A 14,380-nucleotide genomic window follows, 5' to 3' on the forward strand; every position below is an offset into this window, starting at 1 on the left:
TTTTGTACTTTTAACTTTACTTTTTTTGTTGCATCACATGATTTTATCAACGTAATGGAGTAAACGGTCTTTCACATCTTCCGTTGATCCTTTTAGAGAATCTCCGTAGACAGAAATTTTCTTTTTGCCTGACTTGATCTTCGCCAGGATTCCCATCAAAGAATCTAAATCACTATCCGATAAATGTTCAACGATATCTAGTAGTTTTTCGTTTCCATCAAATGTCTCATTAACGAACTTTTTTACTTTTGCCCGGTTCGTCAAATGATGGATTTTTTCAATGACTTTTCCCGAAACAACTACTGCTGTCGCTACGCTTGCTGCTGCTGCGACACCTAATCCAATTGTTACTTTTGTTGATGTTTTCATCATTATCAGCTCCTTTTATCTATATTAATCATAGCATAGATAAAAAGATAAACGAACTATTTACCCTTTTTCACTTTCAAAATCGCCGAAAGATAAAACGCTGCCACCAATTTTTCTGATCATCTATATGAAAGGACGCTTCAGCATCGTTTCATCCATTTACTTAGGGGAATATTCAATATTTGTTAATACTTCAGGCAAGTTCTCTTCCAACTCAGCCAATTTATTCCACATCAATGTCATTGTTTCAAAAAATTCATGAGAAGATCGATCTGAGTTCAAACTGCCTAATGCATTGAGCCAAAGTAATTCTAATAAGTAAGGCTCTTTGATCCCAGTATGTTCTTTGACATATTCTGAAAACGCACGTTTAAACAAGGAAGCCATATCTAACTCAGACTTAATCACTACTCCACGAATGCTTTCATGGATTGAAAAGAACTCTTTTAGTAGATGGACGATACTGAAGAAATCATCAATGACATATTCTGATAAATAGCGATCAAAACAGATCGTTATTTCTTCAAGTATTTTTTCTTTTAATATACGTATTGATTTAAAGTGGGCATAAATCGGATAAGTGGAACAGCCACAAAAAGAAGCTAAACTCCTAGCTGTTATCTTTGATAAGCCATTTTCTTCAGCATATACCATACTTTTAAAGAGTAAATACTCTTTGCTAAAATTTGTTACTCTACTCATACAATTCTTCCTTTCTCACTTTTGATCATTTTCTTTTAAAAAGACATTATTTTTAGTCATCTCTAAATTAAAGGCATTATTATTTAGAGGACAGTACTAATCCCCCATTAAAAATAACAACATAACATCAAAAAAATATATTTAGGTACAATTTCAACAAGAAGCTTATTTTATTAATAACTTTCTTCAATACTCAAAACCCAACATAACAAAATCAGCTAAATAACAATGTTTTTGTTATATAAATTGATTATTTAATCTGTTATAACTTGACAAAATGAGCGAAAAAAACAACAATAGAATAAACGATTGTTATATACCATTTAAATAACAACATGCACATACAACAACTACTACTATGTGAGAATAACATACATTAAAAACTCTTTCCACTCACAGTTTATGTCCTCCCATGGACAAAAAATAAAAGGAAAAGGAGCAACTTATGTTAACGGACGCAAAAAAGAAAGAATTGTTAGTATTCTATACCATTGTTCAAACCAATAAATGTTCCTTACGTGAATTATCTCAGGTTCTATCAATCCCTAAGAGAACGATCAAAGAAATCATCCGCAAATTAAACGGGACTATTTTTCAACAACTAAGTATCCCTAGATTCATTTACTCAACTGCCAAAGGCGAATTGAAATTAGATTCACAACATAAAGATGAAAAAATGGCGATCTTTCATTATATAAAATTGTTTTTCCTACGCGAATCAAATCGTTTTAATTTTTTATTGTTACTTTTTGATTCGCCACACAGCCGTGTTTCAAAAAAAATATTACTGGAAAAGTTGTACATATCTCCTTCTTATTTAGAAAAACTAACTAATCAATTAAACAAATCACTTAAAAAGTTCCATCTGCAAATCATCTCTCGCCAAAATTGTTACATTTTGAAAGGCGATGAATTATCGATTAGAATTTATATGTATTTCTTTTTTTCTGATGCTTTTCAGGGGATTGATTGGCCTTTGACAAATATGAAACTTTCCCAAGTAAAGCATACTCATTTATCCAATGAGCTTTTGATGACCAAGAAAACATCAAAGATACAAGAAAAAGTTTACTTATTAGTGGCAATCTTTTTAATGCGATCTGCTCATCATCAATTACCAGATGCTAGCCTCTTAGAAAGCTATGAAACAATGAAAATTTTAACTTCTACAAAAGATTTTAGCGGCGAATTGAAAAAACAATTGTCCCAATCCTTGCCTGAAAGTCTTGTCCAAAATGAAGTACTATACTTTAATTTTTTACTTTGCTATTTTTTTCCTAACCTCATTCCCGAACAACAAAAAACACTCTTTGGTTATGAGTTTTCTAAAAGTAATCATTCGCTTTGTCGACAAGTTTCTTTTCTGATCAAAAAAATAGCTGAGTCATTTCCTTCGATATCTGCTGGTGAAAAGAAATATTATTACCATTATTTGATTATGATGCTGACGACGTTTATTTTTTTATTCCAAGAAAAAATCGATTACTTCCATGCACTTTATTATCCTTCTGAAAATATGAAAATCGATGCCTCGGATCAACGATTAAAAAAAATACAAATGATCATCGCTGACACGTTTACTTCTCAACCAAGCCAAAATTTACTGCACGAACATCTTAGTCGCCTGATCTATACACTTTTAAAATCGGAAGAAAATAAAAAATTAGCGATACATCTACAGATAAGCAAGGTCTTTTCGGGAAACTACCACATCGAAAAATTATTAAAAAATATTTTTAATCATCAGTTTTTACAAATCACCGAAAACCCTGAAGAAGCTGATTTAATCGTCACTGATTGGTTCGATACCCAACAACAAACGGCAGATATCTTTTATCTTGACCCTGAACGTGAAGATGAACTTTGGCTCCATTTATTCCATCTGATACAAAGACTCCACCAAAAATAATCCTTTTGTTTCCTTAAGCTGGAAAATAGCTGAAACAAGCCAAAAAAGTATAGGACAACCTGTTGTCCTATACTTAACTATTATCTTGATAGATAAACCTATCTTATTCAACTCTTCACGTTTGAACCAGGTCAAAGCGGTTTAACGATAATTACTTACGATTTTTCATTGCTAGTAAGGACCTTAATAATGTCCCATGTACTAGTCTCTACGATTACCACCGAATAATAAGATCAAACGAAGCAATTGTAAGAAAGTGGCAAGTGCTGCAGCTACGTATGTCAATGCTGCGGCAAAGAGTACGTGTCTAGCCATTGGTACTTCTTCTGCTGTCAGAAGACCACCTTCGCTTAGAATTTGAATGGCTCGTCTGGATGCATTAAATTCGACTGGTAATGTAACTAGCTGAAACAAAAGCGCAAGTGAAAAAGCAAAAATACCGACGTTGATCAATGTATCATTCCAGCTCAGTAAAACACCAATCAAAATCAATGGAAATGAAATCATCGAACCAAAATTAGCCACTGGAACCAGTGCGGCACGAATCTTTAGTGGCGCATAACCAACAGCATCTTGTACCGCATGCCCACATTCATGGGCAGCAACACCAATTGCAGCTACCGAAGTAGACTGTGCCGTTGCTTGTGATAAGCTCAACATTTTATTTCCTGAATTATAATTATCGGTCAAATCTCCTGCAATTTGTTGGACACCGACATCATTAATTTGTTGACTTTGTAAAATGTATTGCGCTGCTTGAGTACCCGTCACGTTATTCTTACTTCTGATTTTGTCATATTTACGAAAAGTACTGTTCACATAAGCTGAGGCAATACCGGAAATAACTAATCCGATGATCACTAACAAAAATGTAGGATCAAAAAAGCCATACATGCCATATCCATACATGATAAATCCACTCCTTTTTATTTTAACTTATTTTACCATGAGTGATCTAAAAAGAAGGTGAAAATACCTTGAGTGTATTAGAGTTTTTTAACAAATTCTGATTTTAATTTCATCGGTCCAAATCCATCGACTTTACAATCAATGTTATGGTCGCCTTCCACTAGACGAATATTTTTCACTTTTGTTCCTTGTTTGATGGCACCAGATGCACCTTTCACTTTTAAATCTTTGATCACTGTCACACTATCGCCTTCTGCCAAAGGATTACCATTAGCATCAAGAACGATCAAGCCATCTACTTGGTCCTGTTCTTCATTTGTCCATTCATTTGCACATTCAGGACAAATAAATAATCCTCGATCTTCGTAAGTGTATTCAGAGCCACATTGTGGGCAGTTTGGTAATGTCATCTTCTTTCTCCTTTAAAAATAGCGTTGAACATTATTGTAACGGATAACGTGTCTTTTGAAAAGAGAGACTTGTGATTTTTAAAACAAAGTTTAGTAAAAATCATTTTTACAACGAACAACTCTCTCTTCTAAAATAGTTACTATCTTTGATACGCATGACAAATCTCTTTGATTTCGTCATAAATTTCTGCCACTTCCGCTAAATCTTTCGCACTTGCTCCACTTGCGAGCGGGTGGCCACCACCATGATGCTTTTTCGCTAATTCATTAATGATCGGACCTTTCGAACGTAACCGTACACGGTAATATCCTTCTGGTTGTTGCACAAAGATTCCCCAAGCTAATACCTCATCAATGACACCAGGCAAGGAAACAACAGCTGCTGTTTCAGAATCATCAATTCCGTATTGCGAAAGGAGTTCTTGTGATAAAATCACTTTTCCTGCGCCATTTTCATCAACCTGGATATTTTGGTATAAATAACCTGAAATTTTAGCAACTTTCATCGGCATTTGTTCAATTTCACGATTCAATGCACTGGCATCAAAAGGATAACGTCTTAAATCTGCTGCAATTTCCAACGTCCTGGCGGTTGTAGCTGGATATAGGAAGCGTCCTGTATCTCCTACAATCCCAGCATAAAGCAAACGCGCTGCACTGGTATTCAACGTTAACTCATTTGGAAACATGAGGGCAAACTCCGTAATCATCTCACTACAACTGCTGGCTTTCGTATCGACCCAGACCAGATCACCATACGGTTCATCATTTGGATGATGATCAATTTTTATTAATTTCTCACCTAACTTAAAACGATCATCACTGATTCTAGGTGCATTTGCTGTATCAGTGACAATGACCAAAGCTCCTTCATACACTTGATCATCAACTATTTGCATTTCTGCTAAAAAGCGCAAGCCCTCCACAGTTTCCCCGACTTGGTAAATTTCTTTTTGAGGAAACGTTGCTCTTAAAATCTCTGCTAAACCTACTTGAGAACCTAAAGCATCTGGGTCAGGACGTTGATGTCGATGAATGATGATTCGATCATATTTTTTTATTTCTGCTAAAATTTCAGATTGGACAGTCATTATTTCCCTGCTTTCTATGAACGTTCCATTACTTGGCAAACAACGATTGCCTTGGAAACGATCGTATTTTCGATATATACTTCAATGTCTAGTTTGGCTGATCTCCGACCAATTTCAAGCACTCTCGGACGAATATCCAATTCGCTTTCAAGTTGGATTAAACGTAGATAATGGAGACTCATCTGTTCGATCATGATATTTCTGCGTTGATTTAATACCATGGTTTTTTGTGCAACATCAGAAAGGATCTCACTTAATACACCAAATGAAATCGTACCGACCCCATTGACCATTTGAGGGGTAACCATAAATTTAAACTTTGGATTTGCCAAAAGATTCCCGTCTCGGTCTCGATCGATCGTTTGGATTCCTCCTGAGATTTGGTCAGAGATCGTATCTGCAATTTGCGGTTGTCGCTGAACTAACTGCATGGCTTTCATCACATCTTGCCGAGTAATCAGCCCTTCAAGTGTCAAATCATCCGAAACGACTGGCATGACTTCTAAACCATCCCAGATCATTTGATGACTGACAGAAGCAACACTCATGGTTTTTTTCACACTGATCGGGTCTTTTGTCATGACCCGCTCAATTACTTGTGTATCTGCTTTACCAAGTACATCTTTAGCAGTAATAATTCCCATCAAGCGCATGTGACGGTTCACTACTGGAAATCGTGAATGGTGCGTTTCCTCTGATAGTTTTTGATAATCGGCGATCGTATCTGTTTGTAGCAGGTAGTGTGTCTTTTCTGCTGACATATAGATATCACTGACAAGCATAATGTCTTTTTTAATCAATTGATCACTCAAAGCACGGTTGATCATCGTTGCTACGGTAAAGGTATCATAAGTCGTACGAAGAATCGGCATCGCTAATTCATCTGCTAAGCGAGCAATCTCGGGGGTAGTGTCAAATCCACCAGTAATCAGCACGGCGGCTCCATCTTCTAAAGCTAATTTTTGAACTTCCGAGCGGTTACCGACGATCATCAATGATCCTGGTGTGATATAGCGTTCCATCGCATGTTTCGTCATCGCACCGATCACAAATTTATTCAATACTTTGTCTAATCCTGTTGCGCCTCCCAATACATCTCCTTCAATGATCCTGACGACTTCCCCAAACGTTAGTCGTTCAATATGTTTTTTCAATTTTCGCTCAATCCGGATTGTTCCGACACGTTGGATCGTTGAAACTAATCCGATATTTTCAGCATCCTTGATGGCACGATAGGCCGTTCCTTCACTTACGTTTAATTCTTTTGCTATACTTCTGACTGAAATACGATTTCCAACCGGTAAGCTTTCGATATATTCTAAAATCAAGTCATGTTTCGTCGCCATATCTTTAACCTACACTTCCAGCGTTTCAGAAACGCTCATTATTTTTCCTTCGTTCCCTGCCAACTTCTCAATAAATAGTTGAGGATCTTGTTGGATAACAGGAAATGTATTGTAATGGATAGGAACGACTAGCTTAGCGCCAATCCGTTTTGCTGCTCTCGCTGCATCTTCTGGTCCCATTGTAAAATTATCACCAATTGGTAAAAAGGCAACGTCAATGGTAAATTGTTCGGCAAGTAAAGCCAAATCACTAAAATCAGCGGTATCTCCTGCGTGATAGATCGTTTTTCCTTCCGCTTGGATCACAATCCCACTAGGTTCGCCCATATAAAGCGGTGTGCCAGCTACCTCATAACTTGAGCTGTGCTGAGCAGGAACAAATTTTACGATCCCAAATGGAAATTCATATTTTCCACCAATATTCATCCCATGTCCTTTGGCACCTAACTGTTCCGCATAATTTGTAATCTCAACAATGCTGATAATCGTTGCATCATTTTGTTTAGCAATCGGCACCATGTCTCCTACATGATCGTTGTGCCCATGAGTAACTAAAACCCAGTCTACTTCTACCTTATCCACTGTTAAATCTGTTAACGGATTGCCTGTAATAAACGGGTCGATAATCAAGCGTTCACCATTTTTCATTTCGATCGACACACATGAATGTCCGTGATAAGTAATTTTCACTTTTCTCACTCCTTTTACTTTCTTTCATACATTAAATAAACCGATTTCATTTAGAGAATAATCCTAAATAATAGTACAGTACATACGTAATCATTGTAACAGATAATACAGTTTGTACCAAGTGGCAAATCAGCTCAAACCACTCTAAGTACGCTACTCCACTAACTCTGCATACGTAAAAGGAACTATTTTTTCGAAGTCTGTTCTAGCGATCTTAATGCTTCTGCCAATTTCGCCACTTGACATGACCAACATTTGCTTTTCTTTGAAAGATGCATCAACTAAAAAAAGATAATCTGGGTGTTTACGATAAATGCCGATCGGTGTATTTGCACCATGTGGATAACCAGTAGATGCCATCACAAAATCCATTCCGGGAAAACCGACTTTGTGATCACCAGAAATTTTCCTGGTTTTTTTGTAATCTAAATGTTCCGACAATGGAACAACGGCAATGATTACACCTGTTTTATCCCCTTTCAAAACTAATGTTTTACAAACACTGTTTTGATCAATCTGTTTTCGCTTGAGTATTTTTCGAAAATCATTCAATTCTGTCTGATTAAATGTCAGAGCTTCGTAAGAAATTCTTTCTTTTTCTAAATATTCTTCTACTTTTGTTTTCATCTACTATCTTCCTTCCATTTCCTTCTCTTTTATTTTACAAAAAAATAGAAAAAAAAGAACGAGCAAGAACTTTGGTTCAACTGATACAAAAAATGGTATGGAAAAGTCACCTCTTTAAAAGATTACGACCTTTTCCACACCATTATTGTTTCAATTATTTTTTGCCTCTACGTTGTGTTGCTTCCATGATCACTGGTAAAATCACTGGACGACGTTTTGTTTGTTCAAATAGGTAGCGTCCTAATTGATCTCGAATGTCTTGTTTTAATTTACTCCACTCAAAGTCGTTACTTTCCAAGTGTTTTTCCACGATTTCTTCGATCATCGTCCCACTTTCTTTCATCAAATCACGACTAGCTTTGACATAAACGAAACCGCGAGATGTGATTTGTGGTTTTGAGACGATTTTCTTTTCACGGCGACTAATAGTAACTACAGCTACAAAGATACCATCTTCTGACAAGATTTTACGGTCACGTAACACAATATTACCAATATCACCAATTCCTAAACCATCGATCATCACATTTTCAGCACTGATCGTTCCAGCGACACTCATCCGTTTATTTTTATATTCCAACACATCACCACGTCCTGTGATGTAAATGTTTTTGTAAGGGATCCCGACGGCATGAGCTAAATCAGCATGAGCAGCTAATTCACGATATTCACCTTGAACAGGAATAAAATAAGTTGGTCTCATCAAATTAAGCATCAACTGAAGATCATTAGGATTCGCATGTCCAGACACTCGCATGTTCTCAGAGATCAATTTGACCGTACCACCTGCACGATAAATGATATCTTCTGTTTTAGCTACCATCGTTTCCATCGCAATACTTGGAGTAGTTGTGATATAGACTAAGTCGCCTTCTTCGATTTTGATATTACGGTGGGTTTTATTGGCCATTTTTTGCAACGACTTAATTGGTTCACCCATCCGTCCAGTTTCTAAAATGATGATTTCTTCTGGTTTGTATTTCTTCATGTCCTTCAAGGTCACAAGCAAATCTTCACTCGGAAGTTGTAGTTTTTCCAGACGCATTGCTGTTCGGATGATCCGTTCAAAATCTTGCCCTGTCAATACTACTTTTCTTTGTGCCTTTTCGGCTGCATCCAAGACTTGTTGAACCCGCTGTAGATTACTTGCCACACAAGCAACGATGATTCTACCTTCCCAATACTTGATCGTATCGAAGACTTCATCCGCAATCTGCAGCTCTGATGCTACAGGAACTGAGTTTTCAGCGTTCGCTGATTCACTAAGTAATGCCAATACGCCTTCTTTACCGATTTCTGCCAAACGAGCATAATCAGTTTGATACATTGGAATAGCTGTCTGATCGAATTTAAAATCGCCTGTGTAAACGATACTGCCCTCTTTGGTTTTCAAGTTGATCCCGACTGAGTCTGGAATCGTGTGGGTGGTTCGGAAAAAGCTGACGATCGTCTCGCCAAAATCAATCTCCGTGTGTTCATCGACTACATGGAAATCTTTGAAACCTTTTGCTGCATCATTTCGTCCCACACTCAATTTAGCAAGCTCGATCGTTAACTCGGTTCCAAATACTGGTACAGAGAGCTTAGAAAGTAAATAAGGTAACGCTCCGATCGCATCTGCATGTCCATGTGTCAAAAAGACTCCCGCTACCCGATCAATGTTTTCTTCCAGATACGTAAAGTCAGGAATGACTACATCAATACCTAACAATTCGTTTTCAGGATATTTTAAACCACAGTCTAAAACAAAAATATCTTCTCCCACTTCAGCGATGTACATATTTTTTCCATTTTCACGTACGCCGCCTAAAGGGATAATTTTAATGGTACTCACAAATTTCACCTCTTCTTATGATGTCCAAGTTTAAAGACATCGATTCTCTTCTTTAACTAAATAGATGATTCATCTCAATGAGCAACTCACAAAATTTTAGCTGACTTCTTCTATTGCTTAGCAAGAAAAAGCAGCTGATTGACAGTCCTCTTGTTTATCTTCTGCCATTTTTGAATAAGTTTCATTAAAGCGATGAATCGATTATTTTTAACACAAAAGTCGAAAGCAATGGATTCGACTACTCCCCATCATTATACAACAAATTAGATAAATCGCTAGCATCTGCTATTTTCAAGAAAAAAAGCCTGGTTTTATAAAGCACAACCAATCTTGCCTCAAGTCGTTGATTAAAACAGTCTCAATTTAACAAACTGTCTACTTTTATCCGTTCTTCTGTTACAAACATACTCCGTCTATTTTACCATATTTTTAGGAATAACTATAGTAGGATTTTCGATCTCAATAAAAGCTTTCTTACTACAAATCACTTCAAAGCTCTATTAAGTTCATTGACTTATAATTATACTTATCATAATTCGAGAGAGTACATCGATAGATTTGCTGAAACGCATACTAAAAAAAGACGGTAGAATTGGTATCGTGGCGCACCTCAAAAGTTCGTTTACTAACTATAAGAGGTGCAAAACACAATAAACCAAATCTATCGTCTTTTACAATCAATCTTCCTTAAGAACTCGCTTTGGACAAAACCAGAGGATCATTCTCAAAGTTTTAACCAAACTTCTCTTTTGGAGAAACTATTTTTTATCATCTTTTTTGGAGAATTTTTCTTTGACATCTTCAAAGCCTTCTTTGATATCATCGCCTAAATTACGAGCTTTTTCTTTGATATCAGCACCAAGTGATTGTGCTTTTCCTTCAGCTTCTTTGCTTTTATCATCTGTTGCTTTACCGTAAGCTTCTTTTCCTTTACCAACTACTTTGTCTTTTGCATCTTCAGAACGTCCTTTTAAATCTGCCATCTTAATTCCTCCCTTAAATTTCTCATTTCTAACTATCTAACTATCTAACTATTATCAGGGTATCATCAACTTGAAAAACAGACAAACAGTATGCTCTTAGATCGTTTTTTCAAAGGTTCCCCACACTTTAACTTCTTTGTTTTCAACCATTACTTGTCCTTTGGCGATCACTGTTTCGATGGCTAAGGTTTCTTTGTCAAGTATACATAGATCAGCATCGTTCCCTACTTTGATTGTTCCTTTTCGCTCCAGCTTTAACACACGAGCGGGATTGACTGTGATTGCTCGCAAGGCTACTTCAAGTGGAATCTCTTCTTTTTCTACCGCTTCTTTGATACCTACCAGTAGTGATTTTGCGCTTCCGACACCCATACCAAGAAAGTGATTTTTTTCATCAAAGTAAGGTAAACTTCCTTGTCCATCAGATGACATTGTAAAATGATCAAGGGAAACGCCAGCTTCGATCAACTGTTTTAAAGCTTTACTAAAGCGGACTTCCCCATCTGTTCGTTCCCAAAAATCAGGATCTTCGCTCGCTGTGAAGTCAATTGTCCCACCTTTTTTCGCAAACTCGATACAAGCTGTTAAAAGTTCTGGCGTGCGGTTGGCATGGGTAGGTAAAAATTGCGTAATCGGAATCTCGGTTTCCTCAACTACCCTTGTTAATAACTCTAGTTTACGTTTTCCTCCACCTAAATGGACATTGACGATACCAGCTTTACCAGACAACATACCTCCTACTCGGGCATCAGCAGTTGCTCGAGAAAATTCTTCAAATGTAGGCTGAGATGATCGATGGTCAGAAACAGCAATTTCGCCAATTCCGATGATTTTATCAATTGTCAAAAAATCTTTGATGATTGAGTCCGTAACGGTTTTGATTGGTAATCGATAAGAACCTTCATAGACGTAAGTTGAAATTCCTTCTGCTTCTAAGCCTTTTGCCTTACTGATAAGCGCAGTCATGTCACGACCTTCACCATCTGTTCCCAAACACCCAACAACTGTTGTTACACCTGCTGTCGTCAATTGGCTTAAAGTTACTTCTGGCGTACGATTTTGAAAACCGCCCTCTCCACCTCCACCTAAAAGGTGAAAATGGCAATCAATAAAGCCCGGTGTCAACACTTTCCCACTACCGGAAATTTCTTCCACTTCTAACTCAGCATAGCCACCGGTCAACGCTTCTTCAAGCGCAATAATTTTATCCCCGGCAATCAATACATCCATGACCCCTAAATAATCTGGTGCATAGACCTCAATTTGACGAATGATTTTCATTTGACTTCATCCTTTCTGATACCGATATTTTGGTTTTCTTTGTTTCAAAAGTAACTATTTTTATTATAAAAAAGCCGAAGAATAATGAAAATAAGACAAACTATTTTCAGTCTCTTCGGCTTGCTTTCTATAAATCAACTTTTTGGCTAGCAAGTTTGAAAAAGCATCGAGTTCCTCTGTCATCAGAAAAAATACGATTCGTGGATTCTTCACTAGCCTTAACTTTATTGCTTCGCTATTGTAAGCCGATTGCTATCGCAATCATGATAAAGATAGTACCTAGGACAAAAAAGAATCCTTGCATTTTGATTTGGAATCTTGCCCATTTTGCCCACTCGATACGTGCAACACCTAAGACACCAATCAAACTAGCTGATACAGGGGTAAAGGCATCCATAAATCCAGCGCCTAATTGATAAGCTAATACAGCTACTTGACGAGAGACCCCTACTAAGTCAGCAAGTGGTGCCATGATTGGCATCGTTAACGCCGCTTGACCAGAATTGGATGTCACGACTAAATTAAACAGGCTTTGGAAAATATACATTGCCCACGCTCCGATAGCCGCTGGTACTCCTGCTAAAGCTGTACCGATACCATGTAGAATGGTGTTTAAAGCAGAAGGAACAGAAGCATCTGAGCCACCTAATACTAATAAGATCCCTTTTGCCATCCCTACAACGATTGCTGTTCCAGCTAGATCAGCAGCACCCGATTGGAAAGAAGAGGCAATATCATTGATCCGCATGCCATCCAATTTGAAGATTACTGCAATGATCCCTGCGACTAATCCCATAACAAAAAATTGTGAAGCAATTTCTGGGATATAATACCCTTCTTGCGTAACACCCCAAACGATCCAAACCAATACGATGAGCATTTCAAGTAAAATCAATTTGTGTCCCAACATAAACGCTTTTTTCTCGTCGGTTGTTTTTTTCAAATGACTTCTGAAATAATCATCTGATTTATACGTCAATGAGCTTTCAGGGTTTTTACGGATTTTCTCCCCATAAATCATCAAATAGCCAGCAGATAACGCTGTGATAACGACCCACATGATCAATCGGAACGTCGCACCCGATAACACTGGAATGCCAGCGATCCCTTGAGCAACTGCTACACTAAACGGACTCATCCAGGAAGTCGCATTTCCGACTTGAGAGGCGACATACGTGACTGTTACTGCAACGATCGAGTCATAACCAAGAGCTATCACAAATGGGACCATCACCATAGAAAAAGGAATGACTTCCTCTGCCATGCCGAATGTCGCGCCACCGAATGAAAAAGCAAAAAATAATAGCGGTAAGGCTAAACGCTCCAGTCCCCTTGTCTTACTGATGAAAGCATAGATCCCTGCATCAATTGCCCCGGTGCGCATGATAATTCCAAAAGCACCACCAACAACTAAAATAAGCGCAGCGATTCCGACAGCCGATCCATACTTGTCTCCTGAAACTAACCCTTCAAAGACAAAATTCAAAAATCCGAAACCACCAAAATCATCGGTCCCCCATACTCGAGCCGTTTTATGGAGTTTTTTTGAAGTATCATAAATGCGTTCGCCAAATTGGTCATAAAGTACATCATCTGTTAAAGAGATTTCATCTAACTTTTCTTGCGTTAATTTCTTTTCACCTTCAGAAATCACTTCTTCTAACCCTTTTTCAGGGACTTTTAATTTCTCTCTTTCCGTCGGATCATTTTGTAACTTCTCTAATTGATCAAATACATAGGAGCGATCCAAGGCATAAGCATAACGAAATGAATCTTGGCGTAATACAGTTCGCGTACTTGTTTCTCCATTTGCATCTTGGTATTCGATATCTTGTGTACTAAATTTTCCTGCTGGTACAATAAATGTCAGCAACCAAGCAAGGATAACCACTCCAAAAATGATGACATAAGTATGGGGTGTCGTCATTTTTGTGAGATCCCGTTTGGATTTCCCCGAAGACACTTGCTTCTTCACTATGAAGTCTTCCTTTCTATCTTTAATTTTTTATGAATAAAACAATCAATATCAGATTAGATTATACAGCAAAAAAACGCTAAACACATTAATTATCTATTAAAGCAATCTTTTTTATTTTTGTTAAAAGCAACCAAAAAAAGTTAAATAATTCTCTTGTATTTTGTGATGCAAGGATATAATTAATTAGTTTCATATGATATCTTTACTTGTTTTATTATTTATGAAGAAAAACCAATTATATTTTATCATTT

Annotated in this window: 13 protein-coding genes; 1 reads left to right on the top strand and 12 read right to left on the bottom strand. The window is 37.2% G+C overall.

Annotation, left to right across the window (positions count from 1 at the left end):
- Window positions 1-33 precede the first annotated feature (33 nt).
- Window positions 34-369, bottom strand: coding sequence for a hypothetical protein (locus AB3H93_RS07965; protein WP_010737193.1), 336 nt, complete (start codon window positions 367-369; stop codon window positions 34-36).
- Between the two features lie 159 nt (window positions 370-528).
- The gene (locus AB3H93_RS07970; protein ID WP_368020405.1) at window positions 529-1,071 is read right to left on the bottom strand and encodes a TetR/AcrR family transcriptional regulator; all 543 of its coding nucleotides are present in this window, start codon (window positions 1,069-1,071) and stop codon (window positions 529-531) included.
- 445 nt (window positions 1,072-1,516) lie between these two features.
- Here AB3H93_RS07970 and AB3H93_RS07975 point away from each other — a divergent pair, with 445 nt between their 5' ends.
- On the top strand, window positions 1,517-2,980 hold the full coding sequence (locus tag AB3H93_RS07975; RefSeq protein ID WP_010737192.1) for a helix-turn-helix domain-containing protein: 1,464 nt from the start codon (window positions 1,517-1,519) through the stop codon (window positions 2,978-2,980).
- A gap of 201 nt (window positions 2,981-3,181) precedes the next feature.
- Here AB3H93_RS07975 and AB3H93_RS07980 read toward each other — a convergent pair whose 3' ends face one another.
- From AB3H93_RS07980 to yfcC, 10 genes are all read right to left on the bottom strand, one after another.
- Complete coding sequence (locus AB3H93_RS07980) at window positions 3,182-3,889, bottom strand: zinc metallopeptidase (protein WP_368020406.1); 708 nt, start codon at window positions 3,887-3,889, stop codon at window positions 3,182-3,184.
- A gap of 77 nt (window positions 3,890-3,966) precedes the next feature.
- Window positions 3,967-4,299 (bottom strand): zinc ribbon domain-containing protein YjdM, encoded by a 333-nt coding sequence (locus AB3H93_RS07985; RefSeq protein ID WP_010720737.1) that lies wholly within the window; start codon window positions 4,297-4,299, stop codon window positions 3,967-3,969.
- A 140-nt stretch (window positions 4,300-4,439) separates the two neighbouring features.
- Window positions 4,440-5,390, bottom strand: a complete 951-nt coding sequence (locus tag AB3H93_RS07990; protein ID WP_368020407.1) for a bifunctional oligoribonuclease/PAP phosphatase NrnA — start codon at window positions 5,388-5,390, stop codon at window positions 4,440-4,442.
- Between the two features lie 14 nt (window positions 5,391-5,404).
- Window positions 5,405-6,736, bottom strand: a complete 1,332-nt coding sequence (locus AB3H93_RS07995) for a DRTGG domain-containing protein (RefSeq protein ID WP_010737191.1) — start codon at window positions 6,734-6,736, stop codon at window positions 5,405-5,407.
- A gap of 9 nt (window positions 6,737-6,745) precedes the next feature.
- Window positions 6,746-7,426: a metal-dependent hydrolase gene (locus AB3H93_RS08000; protein WP_010720740.1), complete on the bottom strand. Its 681-nt coding sequence runs from the start codon at window positions 7,424-7,426 to the stop codon at window positions 6,746-6,748.
- A gap of 153 nt (window positions 7,427-7,579) precedes the next feature.
- Entirely contained in the window at window positions 7,580-8,053 is a 474-nt protein-coding gene (locus tag AB3H93_RS08005; RefSeq protein ID WP_368020408.1) for a YbaK/EbsC family protein, read from the bottom strand.
- A gap of 154 nt (window positions 8,054-8,207) precedes the next feature.
- Entirely contained in the window at window positions 8,208-9,887 is a 1,680-nt protein-coding gene (locus tag AB3H93_RS08010; RefSeq protein ID WP_010720742.1) for a ribonuclease J, read from the bottom strand.
- A gap of 758 nt (window positions 9,888-10,645) precedes the next feature.
- Window positions 10,646-10,870, bottom strand: coding sequence for a CsbD family protein (locus tag AB3H93_RS08015; RefSeq protein WP_010720743.1), 225 nt, complete (start codon window positions 10,868-10,870; stop codon window positions 10,646-10,648).
- A 96-nt stretch (window positions 10,871-10,966) separates the two neighbouring features.
- Window positions 10,967-12,151: a beta-aspartyl-peptidase gene (gene iadA, locus AB3H93_RS08020; RefSeq protein WP_368020409.1), complete on the bottom strand. Its 1,185-nt coding sequence runs from the start codon at window positions 12,149-12,151 to the stop codon at window positions 10,967-10,969.
- Between the two features lie 235 nt (window positions 12,152-12,386).
- Complete coding sequence (gene yfcC / locus AB3H93_RS08025) at window positions 12,387-14,126, bottom strand: putative basic amino acid antiporter YfcC (RefSeq protein ID WP_010720745.1); 1,740 nt, start codon at window positions 14,124-14,126, stop codon at window positions 12,387-12,389.
- Window positions 14,127-14,380: the final 254 nt, after the last annotated feature.

The sequence above is a fragment of the Enterococcus sp. C74 genome (assembly GCF_040887125.1).
Lineage (GTDB): Bacteria > Bacillota > Bacilli > Lactobacillales > Enterococcaceae > Enterococcus_B > Enterococcus_B hirae.